This window comes from Arenibacter antarcticus (assembly GCF_041320605.1).
GTDB lineage: Bacteria > Bacteroidota > Bacteroidia > Flavobacteriales > Flavobacteriaceae > Arenibacter > Arenibacter antarcticus.
The window spans coordinates 1716213-1731306 of record NZ_CP166679.1 but is presented as its reverse complement, the minus strand read 5'-3'; the positions used below and the strand labels follow the sequence as shown (position 1 = coordinate 1731306).

Genomic DNA, 15094 nt, shown 5'->3' with positions numbered 1-15094 from the left:
GTTATTTTTATCCTAACACCATGTTGAACCAACACTTAGGGATTTCACTCTATTCAATATATTATGGGAACAACTAGAACAAACGGGAGTTTATACACCAACATAGTCAACGGAATTGCTACCGTAGAATTTGGGCATCCTGCCAGTAATTCATTTGTACTTGAGCTATTGGAAAGAGTAACTTCTGCTATTGATCAATTATCACTAAATCCAGAGGTCACCGTAATCATATTAAAATCGGAAGGCGATGGTACTTTTTGCGCAGGGGCTTCGTTTGATCAATTAACACAGGTAAGTACTATAGCGGAAGGACAGGTGTTTTTTAGTGGCTTTGCCCACTTAATCAATGCCATGAGATGCTGTAAAAAGGTAATTGTAGGTAGGATACAGGGAAAAACTGTAGGTGGCGGCCTTGGTATTATTTCGGCCTGCGATTATGTTTTTGCAACCGAAGCTGCCGCAATACGATTATCGGAACTTACTATAGGAATTGCCCCCTTGGTAATTGCACCTGCGGTTCAACGCAAAATAGGGGTTGCTGCATTGTCCGAACTTTCTCTAGCACCAACCGAATGGAAGAATGCTTACTGGGCACAGGAAAAAGGACTCTTCTCCAAAGTATTTAATACCATAGCTTCTATGGACAAAGAGCTACAAATATTTACGGAAAATTTGGCCAAATACAACCCTGAAGCACTTCAAGAATGGCGAAAAGTACTATGGGAAGGCACTAGTAATTGGGAGAGCCTGTTGATTAACCGCGCAGAAATAACCGGGAGATTAGCACTTTCCGAACACACCAAAACCACTCTAAAAAAATTCAAGAAATAATATAGATTATGAAATGAGCATGACCGAATATTGGTCGCAAATACCAATGAAGAAATATGAACCTGACTGTCGTCAGGCAAGTTTACCTGCCGCAGGTAGGTTTACATCCCTGTACTGATTGCAGTCGAAGTACGACCGTTAAAAAACAATAAATACCTACATATGAAAAAATTCCGCTTGGAGTTAAAATGGGCCATTAGATTCGTCCTTGCGAGCTTAGCTTGGATGATTTTGGAAAAAACCGTGGGTTTACACGATGTCCATATTGCGAAACACCCCATTTACACCAACCTATTTGCCATTGTTGCCATAGTAATTTACGTACTTGCACTATTGGATAAAAGGAAGACTGATTTTAATGGAAAAATGAGTTGGAAACAAGGCTTTAACAGTGGTATTGTCATCAGTATAATTGTAGCAGTATTTAGCCCCCTTACCCAATATATCACCAGCACTATTATTACACCGGAGTATTTTAATAATGTAATTGCCTATGTCGTAGAAACGGGAAAAATGAGCCAAGAAGCCGCAGAGGGCTACTTTAGCTTAGGCAGTTATATTATACAAGGGTTTTTCGGAGCCTTGACCATGGGAATAGTTACCTCCGCCATTGTTGCATTCTTTGTGAAAAAACAATAAGGAACACTTTTATGCGTTTTACTTTTCAAAAATTATAATATGGATATTTTATCATTCCTAAATGGAAACTTTGTTTTTCCAGTCCTAGCCCTTGTTTTGGTTGGCGTTTATTTTATAAACAAGGTCAACAACAAACGTAAATATAAGAGATAGCCTTATGAAAGGAGGTTATTCGGCAAACTCAACTTATTAGGATTGGCACGCAATCTCCCTATTATTTTCTATTTACTCCACCCTCTAAGAAATGAAGTCTTCTTTTCCTAGATTTCTGTCAAACCTATTATTGCGACTCTGCCTTAAAGCTTTTTGCACGTCACAATGAAGTTTTTAGAATCTTATAATTCACCCCGCATTAAAATTAGATGCTGTTGAATAAGTTAGCAGCTCATGACCCTTCTGCTTTTTAACAGTTGTCCGTGCTATACTAGGAAAATTAACACTAAAAGTTGCGAAAAAAACAGGAAATAATACGGGTGACAATTTTAATAATGTAGTTTTGTATCGCTTCAAAAAAAAAAGATTACAAAATATGGTAGGAGAAAAGAGGTATCCAATTGACAAAGTAACCAATCCCATTCAAAAATTCATGCAACAACAAAAATCAGGAGGAATCGTACTGATTATCAGTGTGGTTATTGCTTTGATTTTAGCAAATTCATCTTGGTCTGAGTTTTATTTTAGTTTTTTTGAACAAAAGTTAGGATTTCAATTCGAGGGTGAACCTTTTCTCAATTATAGTCTTCTTCATTGGATAAACGATGGATTAATGGCGGTTTTCTTTTTTGTACTCGGTCTTGAACTAAAAAGAGAGATTGTTGGAGGAGAGCTCTCCAATCCTAGAAAAGCATTATTGCCTATTGGAGCCGCTATTGGCGGAGTAATCGTTCCTGCAGTTATTTATATACTTTTAAACTCCACCGGTGAAGCAAGTAACGGCTGGGGAATTCCAATGGCTACGGATATTGCTTTTGCCCTAGGCATATTATATCTTCTTGGCGATAAAATCCCGTTATCGTTAAAAGTCTTTTTAACCGCTTTAGCTATTATAGACGATCTAATAGCAGTTATGGTTATCGCATTTTTCTACACTTCAGACATATCAATGATAAGTCTTTCCATCGGTCTAGGTTTTGTCCTGATTATGTTTATTGGAAATAAAATGGGAATACGAAATATATTATTTTATGCTATTTTAGGTATTGCGGGGGTTTGGACAGCCTTTCTGCTCTCTGGGGTGCACGCAACTATTGCCTCTGTTCTTGCCGCATTCACCATTCCTGCGGATATGAGAATAAAGGAAAGCACTTATGTGAAAAAGATGCAAACCTATTTAGAAAAATTTAAATCAGCCGACCCTAACCATAATATTCCAACCTTAACACATGAGCAAATACATATCTTGGACGGAATAAAGGAAGATACCAAAAAGATAATTCCACCCTTACAACGCTTGGAACACGGAATGCATCCTTTTGTTACTTTTTTTATCATCCCTGTTTTCGCATTAGCTAATGCAGGAGTTTCCATAGCTATTGACATTGAGCAATTATTTAGTACAAATGTAGCTATAGGGGTAGCACTTGGACTTATAATAGGGAAGATTGTAGGAGTAGTAGGATTCACCTTGTTGATGGTAAAACTTAAAGTAGCACCTCTTCCGCACGGAATGAGTGTTAGAAATTTATTTGGAATTGGTTTCTTAGCTTCTATCGGATTTACCATGTCTTTATTCATCACTTCCTTAGCTTTTACCAGCGAAGTATACATGGTCCAAGCCAAAATAGGAATATTTGTGGCCTCCATAATTGGCGCTGTAATTGGATATATGATTTTAAAAAAACAGCCAGCACAATAATACGAGCACCCCAATAACTTTATGTTTTGTGGGTAATACCTACCAGGAATAAAGCGGTCACTGATGATAGCTCAACTGGGAGATTAAGGTATAGAAATTTTATTACTAGACCCAATAGACAACTCCTCACCACGGGCTTAAGCCCGTGGTTTTACAGCTGTCTACCCCATCTAACCCTGGGACCGAAATACCTAGTTTAAACCATTCTTATGACTAATTAAATTTAATCCATTTACGGTGCTAATATTTATTATTTACCCTCCATAATATTACTCCTAGACCTTCAAAGTTTAAGGAATTACCTCTTCCCCCAACGTTGGCACTGCAGTCACAAAACAATCATTTTCAACGGTTCTATAAAAATAGATGCATTTTCAGTACCTTTTAGTTTCTAAAATAACTACCAATGAAAAACATCTTATCATCTTTAATAATAGCCATGCTGCTTTTTTCGATGGGCTGTAAAGAAACAAAGACAGAAAAAATTAAGGAGAAAGAATGGTATAAAGGAAATCTCCATACCCATTCCTTTTGGAGCGATGGGGACGAGTTTCCAGAAATCATCCTGGATTGGTACAAATCCAACAATTATCACTTTATAGCCTTATCGGATCACAATACCATTTCCATGGAGGAAAAATGGATCCAAGTCCGCAGCGACACCCTTTATCAAAATAGTTTTAAAAACTACTTGGACACCTATGGAGAGGAATGGGTAGAACACAAACAGGATTCAAAGAAAATCATGGTTAAACTAAAAACCTATACGGAATATAGCAACCATTTTGAGAAAGCGGGTGAATTTCTGGTAATCCATTCCGAAGAAATCACCGATCGTTATGAGGATAAGCACATTCATATGAACGCCACCAACATCCAAGAACAAATTGAACCTCAAGGTGGTAATAGCGTTGCTGAAACCATGCAGAACAATCTAGATCAAGTTTTAAAACAGCGGAAGGAAACGGGAATCCCCATCATGCCACATATAAATCACCCGAACTTTTTTTACAGCATTACTCTGGAAGACATGATATCCTTAAAAGGAGAACAGTTCTTTGAAGTCTATAACGGACACCCCATGGTACATAATATGGGCGACTCTACCCATATCTCCATGGAAAAAATGTGGGATCTTATCAATATCGCATATATAAAAAGTGGAAAACCCTTGATGTACGGATTGGCCACGGACGATTCTCACAACTACCATAAAATGGGGCACAAATGGAGCAATGCTGGACGGGGTTGGGTCATGGTCCAGGCTGATACCTTGTCTGCCCCCTCCTTAATTCGGGCTATGGAAAAAGGTGATTTTTATGCCACTACCGGGGTTACCCTAGCTACTCTGGATTATCAGCCAGAGCACATTTCGATAGCGGTAGACACGGAGGTCGGGGTAAGCTATACCATTTCCTTTATAGGCTGTTTTAAGGGAGAAACAGAAACAAGAGAACTCATGTCTGTTAGCGCCTCCGAGGCGCGCTATGACCTCTCCAAAGATCTTCTTTTTGTACGCGCTAAAATTACATCAGACAAACCACAGAAAAATCCAATAGAAAATATGAAATTCCAAGTTGCTTGGACACAGCCCTTGCTTATGGGCCATTAATTTGTGGGAATGGTTTACCTTTACAGCGCAAACAATAGTTATGAGCAAAATACGTATTACCAAACAGTTTAATTTTGAAACGGGACACGCCTTGTTCGGATATGATGGCAAATGTAGAAACGTACACGGACATAGCTATAAACTTTCCGTAACGGTTATTGGCAGTCCTATTACGGATACCGAGCATGTAAAGTTGGGTATGGTCATCGACTTTGGAGATCTGAAAAAAATAGTGAAGGAAGAAATAGTGGACAAATTTGACCACGCTACTGTCTTCAACAAAAATACACCACATGTAGAATTAGCCAAGGAACTGACCGATAGGGGACACAATGTTATTTTAGCCGATTACCAGCCTACTAGTGAGAATATGGTTATTGATTTTGCCGATAAGATAAAAACAAGATTGCCAAAAAATATCGGTCTGTATTCCCTTAAGCTTCAAGAGACCGATTCTTCCTTTGCGGAATGGTACGCTGCCGACAATTAAAGATACCCAGATGAAGTCGTTTAAAGTCCCCCAGGGTAAAAAAATATATTTTTCCAGTGATCATCACTTGGGAGCCCCTACTCCAGAGTTAAGTTTTCCTAGGGAAAAGAAATTCGTAGCCTGGCTAGATGAGGTTAAGGGAGATGCTGCAGCTATTTTTCTCTTGGGCGATCTGTTCGATTTTTGGTTCGAATATAAAACCGTAGTCCCCAAAGGCTTTACCCGCACCTTGGGCAAGCTAGCAGAAATTACCGATTCCGGAATCCCCATTTATTATTTCGTAGGAAACCACGATCTTTGGATGAACGGTTATTTTGAGGAAGAGCTTAACATTCCGGTATACCACCAACCGCAAGTCTTTACCATAAACGACAAAGTTTGCCTAATTGGGCACGGAGACGGATTAGGACCAGGGGACCTAGGTTATAAACGCATGAAAAAAGTGTTTACCAATCCGGTTTCAAAATGGTTGTACAATTGGCTACATCCCGATTTCGGCGTAAAATTGGCACAATATCTTTCTGTAAAGAACAAGATGATTTCCGGGGATGAGGATGTGAAATTTTTAGGTGAGGAAAATGAATGGCTGGTACAGTATTGCCGACGTAAATTAGAACAGCAACATTACGATTATTTTATATTTGGACACCGTCACCTCCCACTGGAAATTTCGCTAAATGAAAACTCTACTTACGTAAACTTAGGGGATTGGATCACCTATTTTACCTATGGAGTATTTCAAGACCATAAACTCTCCTTGGAAAAATATGACGCCCAATCTACAAAACCCTAGACTCCCTTTATAAAATCACTCCAATCCATTTAAGGGGGCATCCAGTTGCTCTGATTATCCTTTTTAAACTACTCCATTCCCCTTGCTTATTGACGTTTGGAGAAGACACTTAATCCCTAACCAAATACGGGTTATTTAATATCCTTTAATTTCAATTGAAGGGTAATATTTCCTTGCCATTCATTTTCGTCCAAAGAGAAGACAGCACTAAAGCCCTTTTGAACTACATTAGGCAATTTATCTCCCAAATTAAAGCCGATTGCCTCCAAACTAAAACCATTTCTACCTCTAGCTGCATCTGATAATCGGCATTTTAAATGTTTGCCATCTTGTCCTACTACCTTTGCATAACCAGCATCATTTAGATTATCGGCCATAAATACCGGAGCAAAGTTTCCGGGGCCAAAAGGGGCAAATTGCTTTATAATACGCATCAACTTAGGGTTTATATCGTCTAGGGCTATTACGGTATCAACCATGATTTCTGGAGACAACAGCTTTCTATCGATATTTTTTGAAACTACTTCTTCAAACTTGGCTTTAAAGGCCTCATAATTCTCTTCTAACAAGGTGAGTCCCGCTGCATACTTATGCCCCCCAAATTGTTCAATAGTATCTGCACACCCCTCTAAAGCTTCATACACATCAAAACCTTTGATAGAACGAGCCGAAGCAGCCAATTTATCTCCACTTTTAGTAAAGACTAGGGTAGGTCTATAATAGGTCTCTATAAGCCTGGAGGCAACTATCCCAATGACACCCTTATGCCAAGTTTCTTTATAAACAACAGAGGTAAAACCCTCCTCTTCCTTGTTTTCAAGTATCTGCAGCAATGCCTCCTTGGCAATTTCCTGATCCAGATTTCTTCTATCTGTATTGTATACCTCAATTTCTTTGGCAAAAACCTGTGCCTTCTCCAAATTCTCTTCCCGCAATAAGTTTACAGCATGTTGACCATGTTCCATACGTCCTGCGGCATTGATACGTGGTGCAATTACAAATACCACATCGGTAATAGTAAGTTCACTTTTATTTATCTGATCGATGATCGCTTTAAATCCGGTTCTGGGGTTTGTATTTATTACCCGTAGCCCCCAATAGGCAAGTATCCGATTTTCTCCAGTAATAGGGACAATGTCTGCCCCAATGGCAGTAGCTACAAGATCTAGATAGGGTACAAGATCTTCTATGGTTTGCCCTCTCTTAGACCCTAGGGCCTGAATGAGCTTAAAGCCCACCCCACAACCACAAAGTTCATCGTATGGATAAGAGCAATCATCCCTTTTAGGATCTAGGACTGCTATGGCATCAGGGAGCTCCTTTCCCGGGCGGTGGTGGTCACAAATAATAAAATCGATGCCTTTTTGCTTGGCATATGCAACCTTATCTATAGCTTTTACCCCACAATCCAAGGCTATAATTAAGGTGAAACCATTGTCTTCCGCAAAATCCACCCCTTGAAAAGAAACTCCATATCCTTCGGTATAACGATCAGGGATATAGGTAGCCACGTTAGGGTAATACGTTTCCAAATAGGAAGATACCAAGGCTACGGATGTGGTACCGTCCACATCGTAATCCCCATAGACCAAAATATTCTCCCCCTTAGCAACAGCCACTTCAATACGCGCCACGGCCACTTCCATATCCTTCATTAGAAAAGGATCATGCAAGTGTGAGAGTTGTGGTCTAAAGAAATCTTTGGCTTCCTCAAAAGTAGTGATACCCCGTTGCAATAACAGTTGTGCCACCAGACCATCAACCCCTAACTGCGTAGCCAATGCCTTAATTTTCTCCTCTTCGGGTTTTGGTTTAATCGTCCAGCGCATACCCTCTACTCTTTTAGCCTAATCCTATTTTTAAATATTTCCTTGCCGTCTACCATCACTTTTAGGTAGTACCTCATTTTTGGTAGGTAAGAAAGGTCATAGGTAAAAGTACCTCTGTCCAAATTACTGTAAGTATGTGTTTCCAAAATCTTGGATTCATCCTCTTGCTGGGTAATGATCACTTCTACCTGTTTTGGTTCGTTCGAAAAATAATCCAAAGTAACAGGCCCATCTGTTCTGGCGGGGAACATAGTTACTGATGGTGAATTGTCCAAATGGTAAGGGGCGCTAGGTATTACCCTAAAGTTATAAATAATATGGCTTCCAAAATCAGAGTTAAAGTGCTTAATAGCTTGCCCAATGCTGTCTAACAACCTAACATCTCCACGACCAGCTTTAGCCTTGTACCAAAATTCCAGTCCATCTCCGCCGGTATCTTCCACACTAAAAGTGTAGTTCCCCTTTGGCAACTCTAAGGTATCCCTATATATAGTATTGGGCTGAAGATCTAGGCTATCCCTTTTAAACATAATTTTTCCAAAACTATCCGTTACCTGGTATTGATTCTGCCCAGGTTTATTGTTGGTCTTAAAGTAGATAACGCTAGTTTGGGGCAAAACATGTGGTCTAGTGTAGACAGATTGTTTTGCATTGTCCTCGTTAAAACCATCTCTTTTACCATTGGGCCTTTTTAATTCCACATAAAATATAGCAGACTTCTTCTCGGTATAGATTTCTTCGGGCAGGGTTAATAAAGCCGTTTCTCCAAAGGGAAGGTCGCCCTCCCACTTAAACTTTTTGGTTTTATTCCCTTCAAGATTATAATCTATCATCACGGATTTTAAGTTGTCGCGTCCGTTATTTTTTATTCTAATAACGGCTAGGGCTCCACTCTGATTTTTGCGACTGTAAATTTCTTCATTGGAAGGTGTAATTATGTCTTCCAAGGTTACGTCGTTGGCGGAGTTTATTATTCCATATTCCAACACATAGGCTACCAAAAGCTCTTTGGCGCTTGGTTTTTCCGTTTCATAGGGTTCCATATTCAGGTCTATGGTATAGGCTTGATTGGAATTAAGTTTAAAGGTCACCTCATCGGGCTGTAGCAAGTATCCCGGACACCAATTTGCCCGATCAAAGATCCAGGTACCCGCTTGGGGATATAAGGGATTATCCCCACATTTCATCCATAATTGCTGGGAATGGATTAGCTGTCCGTTAAGTAGAATCTCTCGGTACTTATCACAAAATTCACCACAACCATTGGCATCCATGCCATGGCCGGTCTGCAAAACCTTCACCTTTCCAAATTTGGATTGGGCATTTGCTATAAGGTTTACTGGCACCAAATGATTCTCAATGGGATCGGATGTATCACCATAACTATAATTGCCATCATAAATCTTATGAAGTGCCAAAGCTTCCACAACGGGCCTGCCATAGGTAATCTCAAAATCTACTGTTACTTTCCAACCTCTTGTCTTATTATCCTCATAACCCGTATGGATATAATCTACTATCACGCTATCCCTTAAAATTGGACTAAAGTCGGTCACATCAACTTTCCAGTTAAAACCCCAACCTTCCTGAAACCGACCTCCATAAGGAGTCAGCATCCTAGCAATTTCATAACTGATAGAATCGTTCTTTGGGATTACCTTTATATGATCTACATAATCCCAGTCTGCACATCGCATTCCATCGGGGCACTGAAATCGCAAATTGAGCATAATCCGCCTGATTTCTTTCTCTTTCTTAGGAAATACCACCTCTCTTTTATAGCTATTTTCACCTTTGGAGGGGTCAGTAACAATAGTTTCTTTATCGTGTGATATTAAATTTTGTGTCTGTTGTGCAACCAAGCCGTGAAAAACACCGAAAAGCAGGCTCAAAGAATAGATATATCTTTTAATCATCAGGGAAAATAAGTGATTATTGGTGCTATTTCTTAAATATTGTCTTTATCTCCAATGTTGCAAATTGTCTGAACATCTCCATCACCCCACAATATTTATCAATGGAAAGATCCACAGCGCGTTGCAATTTCTTTTCGGCCAAGTTAGCGCCCTTAAAATGATATTCTATGGTCACCTTATTATAAGATTTTGGATGTTCTTCGGTAAGATCAGCAATAGTCTCTATGGTAAACTCCTCCACTTCCAATTTCATTTTTTTTATCAGGGAGGCCACATCAAGACCAGAACACCCAGCCAAACTACTCAACATCAAAGCTTTGGGACGATAACCTTGTCCTTCTCCACCATCTTCGGGAGCGATATCAATAATTAAGGTGTTGCCAGAAGGGTTATTGCTTTCAAAGGCCATGTTACCCAGCCATTTAGTAGTAATATGATTTGTCATAAATTTAAATTTTTCGTTACTTGTAGGTCCCAAAAATACACATAAATCTACAACCATGCCGCTCGTTAATCCATTAGATCCCGACCACGACCCCGAAACTAAAGTTTTGTCCGAATTTTTCAACGAAACATTGGGATTCTGTCCCAATTCTGTATTGACGATGCAACATCGGCCAGAAATTTCTAAAGCGTTCATTAATCTGAACAAAGCAGTTATGGCTAATTCAGGAAAGGTAGATTCCGCCTTAAAAAGAATGATCGCCTGGGTCAGTAGCAATGCCACAGGTTGCCGGTATTGCCAAGCACATGCCATACTTGCCGCGGAACGGTATGGGGCCGATCCTGAAAAATTAAATAATATATGGGAATACAGGACACATGCTGCTTTCTCGGATGCGGAGAGGGCAGCACTGGATTTTAGCTTGGCAGCCTCCCAAGTTCCAAATACCATGAGTCTAAAAATTAAAAAAAACCTTTACAAATACTGGGACGAAGGCGAAATTGTAGAAATATTGGGCGTTATTTCCTTATTCGGATTTTTAAATAGGTGGAACGATTCCATGAGTACCTCTATGGAGAAGGATGCTATTGAAAGCGGTAAACGGTATTTAGAAAAATACGGTTGGCATAAAGGAAAGCATGTTTAAGCGCTAATAAAAGCCCCATTGCTACTTATTTGGATCTTTTATGGAAGGTTTTTTAAATAACGTAATTTTGAAACTCCAGTTTATTTTTTGCCAGCCAAAACAATTACAATTTCTCCTTTAGGTGGGTTTGTAGTGAAGTGCTCTAAAACTTCGTTTATTGTACCTCTTATGGTTTCCTCGTACATCTTGGAAATCTCCCTAGATACTGAAATTTGCCTATCCGCTCCAAAATAAGTTGCCAAGTGGTCTAAGGTTTTTACGAGTTTATGTGGCGATTCATAAAAAATAATTGTTCTGGGCTCCTCGGCCAAAAGAGTAAGTCTTGTTTGTCTCCCTTTTTTTACGGGCAAAAAACCTTCAAATACAAATTTATCATTGGGAAGCCCACTATTTACCAATGCTGGCACAAATGCCGTAGCCCCTGGCAAGCAGTCCACTTCTATCTTGTTCTGGACGCAGGCTCGGGTCAATAAAAATCCAGGGTCGGAGATGGCCGGAGTGCCTGCATCGGAAATCAGGGCTATATTCTCACCTGCCTGTAACCGTCTTACAATTCCTTCCACCATTTTATGCTCGTTGTGCATATGGTGGCTTTGCATATTGGTCCCAATGTTATAATGATGTAATAATTTACCGCTGGTCCTGGTATCTTCCGCCAAAATAAGATCTACTTCCTTTAGCACCCGTATGGCCCTAAATGTAATATCTTCCAGATTACCTATTGGTGTAGGTACTATGTATAGTTTCCCCATTAACAGTATTGATAACTGGCAAAAATAATCAAAAATGAACCTTATGGCGCATCAATTACGGAATAGAATACCTGCTTACACAAACTTCCTTAAGATTAAGGTCATAAAGCGTGCTTCATATTCTTCCTTACCAACCCAATTATCATAATCCGGTTTTACCATATTTACAATAAAGGAAACCGATCGCTCTGCACTATCTATAGTACTGAGTTGTGACAAAACCCTGCTGTAATCTTCCATACTATTATTAAAAAGATGCTTAACAAATGCCAATTTATCGTTTAAATCCACCTTGATATCCCTATGGGCATGGTTGGCAGCTTGTTTGATAACAGGCTTGGATATTGTCGCCTCCTTAGGCATAAATAGGTCCTTATCGTTTTTAAATAATTCCGGTTTGGAAGTAAATTGGGAAAGCACCTCATCTATGGTGGCACCACTTGGCATTTCAGATACCATATCCTTTATAGTGTCTATCCCTGGAATGATTATATCCTCTTCATGTGGATTATTTTCCGGTACTGATGAGTTTGCATTTAAAACCGAGTTCGCCATGGTTTCAAATTTAGAACCAATGGAGCTTTTGGAAACATCTATTTCTACCTCGTTCAATTTTTCCTCAATGTATTTTAATACTGTCAACTTTTCATATAATTCCTTTGCGGATTCGTATAGGTAGTTAATATCACCCATATTCCTAGAAGTAATGATTTCGGTCGACAATTTTCTCAATTCCTCTTTAAGTCTCTTTTTCATCTTTAATAATTTTTACTATCCGTTGGCCCCTTAAGACCTCAGATATCACAATTTTACAGTGGACAATGGGGTTGAATACAAAATGTTGGTACCCCCTCTAACTTTTCCCAACAATAACGCCACATAGATTATTTTTTTAATAATTTTATGCCTCCTAGTAAACTAACGGAAAACAAATTACTTTCGTCTAAAATTACAAAATGTTTCTCGAAAATACTGTTAACCCTAAAGAACAATTCGGATGGATCGAGGTTATCTGTGGTTCTATGTTCTCTGGAAAGACCGAGGAACTCATCCGACGTCTAAAACGAGCACAATTTGCAAAGCAAAAAGTGGAGATTTTTAAACCCATGGTAGATACCAGATATCATGAAGAAATGGTAGTCTCCCACGATTCAAACGAGATACGATCAACACCAGTACCATCCGCTACTAACATCCGTCTTTTGGCAGATGGGTGCGATGTTGTTGGTATTGATGAAGCGCAGTTTTTTGATGATGAAATAGTGACCGTCTGCAACGATTTAGCAAATAGAGGAGTACGTGTTGTAGTAGCAGGATTGGATATGGACTTCAAAGGCAATCCCTTTGGGCCAATGCCCGCACTTATGGCTACTGCCGAATATGTAACTAAGGTACATGCGGTTTGTACTCGTACTGGAAATTTGGCGAATTACAGCTTTAGAAAGACCAATAACGAGAAATTGGTCCTCTTGGGCGAAATTGAAGAGTACGAACCCCTAAGTAGGGCTGCCTACTATAAAGCCATGCTAAAGGAAAAAGTAAGTGAGATAAAAGTTACTTCCAAAGTAGTAATAGCCCCAAAAGAAAATACAAATGAATAAGGTTGGAGAAACCGTCCTAGAAATAGATTTACGTGCACTAGAACACAATTACAACTATTTAAGATCCAAGATTAAAGATGGCACCCGTTTTTTGGGAGTAGTAAAAGCATTTGCTTATGGCAGTGATTCCATTGCCATTGCAAAAAAATTGGAAACTCTAGGTACTAATTACTTGGCCGTAGCCTATACCAATGAAGGAGTAGTATTAAGAGATGCAGGAATAAAACTTCCCATTCTGGTGCTCCACCCCCAAGAGGTGAATTTCACCACTATGATCCAACGATGTTTGGAACCCAGTCTGTATTCCCCAGCGGTCCTCACCGCTTTTTTACGGACTGCCAAAGAACTACAACAAAAAGAATATCCAGTACATTTAAAATTCAATACTGGCCTAAATAGGTTGGGATTTTCTGAAAACGAAGTGGATTTTCTTTTGGAACAACTTCTCGGGGCCGAACAAATTAAAGTAACCTCCCTATTTTCTCACCTAGCTGCTTCCGAAGACCTAAATGAAAGGGATTTTACCCAATCTCAAATTGAGGCCTTTGAAAAAATTAGCTCAATATTATTAGGTGGGTTAAAGGATAGGCCATTCCGACATTTACTGAATACCTCCGGAATAATTAATTATCCCCATGCCCAATACGATATGGTTAGAAGTGGGATAGGCCTATACGGCTACGGCAATGAGGCATCCGAAGATGAACAATTAATACCTGTGGCCACACTAAAGACCTTTATTTCCCAAATTCATAAAATTGGGGCCAATCAGAGCATAGGCTATAATAGGGGGTTTATCTCCAATTCCCCTATGGTTACGGCAACCTTACCTGTGGGACATGCCGATGGTATTGGCAGGATCTACGGGAACCACAAAGGTCATGTATGGATTAACGGTAAACTTGCTCCTATTATTGGTAATGTCTGTATGGATATGATTATGATAGATGTCACCGGATTGAATTGCAAGGAGAGAGATGAGGTAGTGATTTTCGGAAAAAACCACAGCGCTGATAAAATGGCTGGCTACGCCGATACAATCTCATACGAGATTCTCACTGGTATTTCACAACGGATAAAACGAATCTACAAGGATGAGATGTAAATTTTTTAACATTTTGTTGGGAGTGGATTTTTTTTACTACATTGCAGTATCACAGGGACATTAATTCTAAACCTAGAACTATGTTAAAAGAGTTTAAAAGTTTTATCATGACCGGAAATGTCATTGATTTGGCAGTTGCAGTATTATTGGCAGGCGCCGTTGGCTTGGTCGTAAGCGGCTTTGTGAACGACATCATGATGCCTATTGTAGGATTTTTTACTGGAGGCGTAGACTTTTCAGATATGCAGATTGTTCTCTCAGAAGCCATCATTGCTGCTGATGGAACCGTAACAAAACCTGAAAGTGCCATACGTTACGGTGCTTGGGTAAATTCTATTATCAACTTAATAATTGTTGGCTTTGTACTTTTCACCATTGTAAAAGCTTACAATAAAACTAAAACTCCTCCAGCACCCAAGAAGGAAGCTCCAAAAGGGCCTACCCAAGAGGAACTGTTGATTCAGATCAGAGATCTATTAAAAAAGTAATACCAATATTTATTAAAGTACCGGTCTATAAAGACCCACCGCTACACTAGCAACTAACCAACCTAAACCGTCAACCCTGTTTTTATATCAAG

15 protein-coding genes are annotated in these 15094 nt (G+C 39.5%); 10 read left to right on the top strand and 5 right to left on the bottom strand.

The window, feature by feature from the left end:
• Positions 1 to 63 precede the first annotated feature (63 nt).
• The 6 genes from KCTC52924_RS07120 (at position 64) to KCTC52924_RS07095 (ending at position 6220) form a co-directional block, all read left to right on the top strand.
• Entirely contained in the window at positions 64 to 831 is a 768-nt protein-coding gene (locus KCTC52924_RS07120) for an enoyl-CoA hydratase/isomerase family protein (protein WP_251807200.1), read from the top strand.
• A 162-nt stretch (positions 832 to 993) separates the two neighbouring features.
• Positions 994 to 1470, top strand: coding sequence for a DUF4199 domain-containing protein (locus KCTC52924_RS07115; RefSeq protein ID WP_251807202.1), 477 nt, complete (start codon positions 994 to 996; stop codon positions 1468 to 1470).
• Positions 1471 to 1999: 529 nt separating this feature from the next.
• Complete coding sequence (nhaA, locus tag KCTC52924_RS07110) at positions 2000 to 3325, top strand: Na+/H+ antiporter NhaA (RefSeq protein WP_251807204.1); 1326 nt, start codon at positions 2000 to 2002, stop codon at positions 3323 to 3325.
• Positions 3326 to 3731: 406 nt separating this feature from the next.
• Entirely contained in the window at positions 3732 to 4937 is a 1206-nt protein-coding gene (locus tag KCTC52924_RS07105) for a PHP domain-containing protein (protein ID WP_251807206.1), read from the top strand.
• A gap of 40 nt (positions 4938 to 4977) precedes the next feature.
• Entirely contained in the window at positions 4978 to 5427 is a 450-nt protein-coding gene (locus KCTC52924_RS07100) for a 6-carboxytetrahydropterin synthase (RefSeq protein WP_251807207.1), read from the top strand.
• Between the two features lie 10 nt (positions 5428 to 5437).
• On the top strand, positions 5438 to 6220 hold the full coding sequence (locus KCTC52924_RS07095) for a UDP-2,3-diacylglucosamine diphosphatase (RefSeq protein ID WP_251807209.1): 783 nt from the start codon (positions 5438 to 5440) through the stop codon (positions 6218 to 6220).
• Between the two features lie 131 nt (positions 6221 to 6351).
• Here KCTC52924_RS07095 and recJ read toward each other — a convergent pair whose 3' ends face one another.
• From recJ to KCTC52924_RS07080, 3 genes are read right to left on the bottom strand one after another with little or no spacing between them, the layout of a single operon-like run.
• Positions 6352 to 8049 carry a single-stranded-DNA-specific exonuclease RecJ gene (recJ, locus tag KCTC52924_RS07090; protein ID WP_251807210.1) on the bottom strand — a complete coding sequence of 566 codons (1698 nt, stop codon included), beginning with the start codon at positions 8047 to 8049 and terminating at the stop codon, positions 6352 to 6354.
• A gap of 5 nt (positions 8050 to 8054) precedes the next feature.
• Entirely contained in the window at positions 8055 to 9965 is a 1911-nt protein-coding gene (locus tag KCTC52924_RS07085; RefSeq protein WP_251807213.1) for a peptide-N-glycosidase F-related protein, read from the bottom strand.
• A gap of 25 nt (positions 9966 to 9990) precedes the next feature.
• Entirely contained in the window at positions 9991 to 10410 is a 420-nt protein-coding gene (locus tag KCTC52924_RS07080) for an OsmC family protein (RefSeq protein WP_251807215.1), read from the bottom strand.
• A gap of 55 nt (positions 10411 to 10465) precedes the next feature.
• Here KCTC52924_RS07080 and KCTC52924_RS07075 point away from each other — a divergent pair, with 55 nt between their 5' ends.
• Positions 10466 to 11056, top strand: coding sequence for a carboxymuconolactone decarboxylase family protein (locus KCTC52924_RS07075; protein WP_251807217.1), 591 nt, complete (start codon positions 10466 to 10468; stop codon positions 11054 to 11056).
• Between the two features lie 80 nt (positions 11057 to 11136).
• Here the strand turns inward: KCTC52924_RS07075 and rsmI are convergent, their stop codons facing one another.
• Both rsmI and KCTC52924_RS07065 read right to left on the bottom strand, forming a co-directional pair.
• Complete coding sequence (gene rsmI, locus KCTC52924_RS07070) at positions 11137 to 11808, bottom strand: 16S rRNA (cytidine(1402)-2'-O)-methyltransferase (protein WP_251807219.1); 672 nt, start codon at positions 11806 to 11808, stop codon at positions 11137 to 11139.
• A 75-nt stretch (positions 11809 to 11883) separates the two neighbouring features.
• A complete protein-coding gene (locus tag KCTC52924_RS07065) occupies positions 11884 to 12564 on the bottom strand; it encodes a hypothetical protein (RefSeq protein ID WP_251807222.1) in 681 nt (226 codons plus the stop codon).
• Positions 12565 to 12764: 200 nt separating this feature from the next.
• Between KCTC52924_RS07065 and KCTC52924_RS07060 the strand changes: the two genes are divergently transcribed.
• The 3 genes from KCTC52924_RS07060 to mscL all read left to right on the top strand — a co-directional run bounded on the left by KCTC52924_RS07060 (position 12765) and on the right by mscL (position 15002).
• Positions 12765 to 13409, top strand: coding sequence for a thymidine kinase (locus tag KCTC52924_RS07060; RefSeq protein ID WP_251807224.1), 645 nt, complete (start codon positions 12765 to 12767; stop codon positions 13407 to 13409).
• Entirely contained in the window at positions 13402 to 14514 is a 1113-nt protein-coding gene (gene alr / locus KCTC52924_RS07055; RefSeq protein WP_251807226.1) for an alanine racemase, read from the top strand. The genes KCTC52924_RS07060 and alr overlap by 8 nt, the downstream gene beginning before the upstream one ends.
• 80 nt (positions 14515 to 14594) lie before the next feature.
• Positions 14595 to 15002 (top strand): large conductance mechanosensitive channel protein MscL, encoded by a 408-nt coding sequence (mscL, locus tag KCTC52924_RS07050; RefSeq protein ID WP_251807228.1) that lies wholly within the window; start codon positions 14595 to 14597, stop codon positions 15000 to 15002.
• Positions 15003 to 15094 lie beyond the last annotated feature (92 nt).

Coding starts and splice junctions, on each gene's coding strand:
- KCTC52924_RS07095 (WP_251807209.1), top strand. CDS start 5,438: ATGAAGTCGTTTAAAGTCCCCCAGGGTAAAAAAATATATTTTTCCAGT.
- KCTC52924_RS07085 (WP_251807213.1), bottom strand. CDS start 9,965: ATGATTAAAAGATATATCTATTCTTTGAGCCTGCTTTTCGGTGTTTTT.
- rsmI (WP_251807219.1), bottom strand. CDS start 11,808: ATGGGGAAACTATACATAGTACCTACACCAATAGGTAATCTGGAAGAT.
- alr (WP_251807226.1), top strand. CDS start 13,402: ATGAATAAGGTTGGAGAAACCGTCCTAGAAATAGATTTACGTGCACTA.
- recJ (WP_251807210.1), bottom strand. CDS start 8,049: ATGCGCTGGACGATTAAACCAAAACCCGAAGAGGAGAAAATTAAGGCA.
- KCTC52924_RS07065 (WP_251807222.1), bottom strand. CDS start 12,564: ATGAAAAAGAGACTTAAAGAGGAATTGAGAAAATTGTCGACCGAAATC.
- nhaA (WP_251807204.1), top strand. CDS start 2,000: ATGGTAGGAGAAAAGAGGTATCCAATTGACAAAGTAACCAATCCCATT.
- KCTC52924_RS07100 (WP_251807207.1), top strand. CDS start 4,978: ATGAGCAAAATACGTATTACCAAACAGTTTAATTTTGAAACGGGACAC.
- KCTC52924_RS07115 (WP_251807202.1), top strand. CDS start 994: ATGAAAAAATTCCGCTTGGAGTTAAAATGGGCCATTAGATTCGTCCTT.
- KCTC52924_RS07120 (WP_251807200.1), top strand. CDS start 64: ATGGGAACAACTAGAACAAACGGGAGTTTATACACCAACATAGTCAAC.
- KCTC52924_RS07075 (WP_251807217.1), top strand. CDS start 10,466: ATGCCGCTCGTTAATCCATTAGATCCCGACCACGACCCCGAAACTAAA.
- mscL (WP_251807228.1), top strand. CDS start 14,595: ATGTTAAAAGAGTTTAAAAGTTTTATCATGACCGGAAATGTCATTGAT.
- KCTC52924_RS07060 (WP_251807224.1), top strand. CDS start 12,765: ATGTTTCTCGAAAATACTGTTAACCCTAAAGAACAATTCGGATGGATC.
- KCTC52924_RS07105 (WP_251807206.1), top strand. CDS start 3,732: ATGAAAAACATCTTATCATCTTTAATAATAGCCATGCTGCTTTTTTCG.
- KCTC52924_RS07080 (WP_251807215.1), bottom strand. CDS start 10,410: ATGACAAATCATATTACTACTAAATGGCTGGGTAACATGGCCTTTGAA.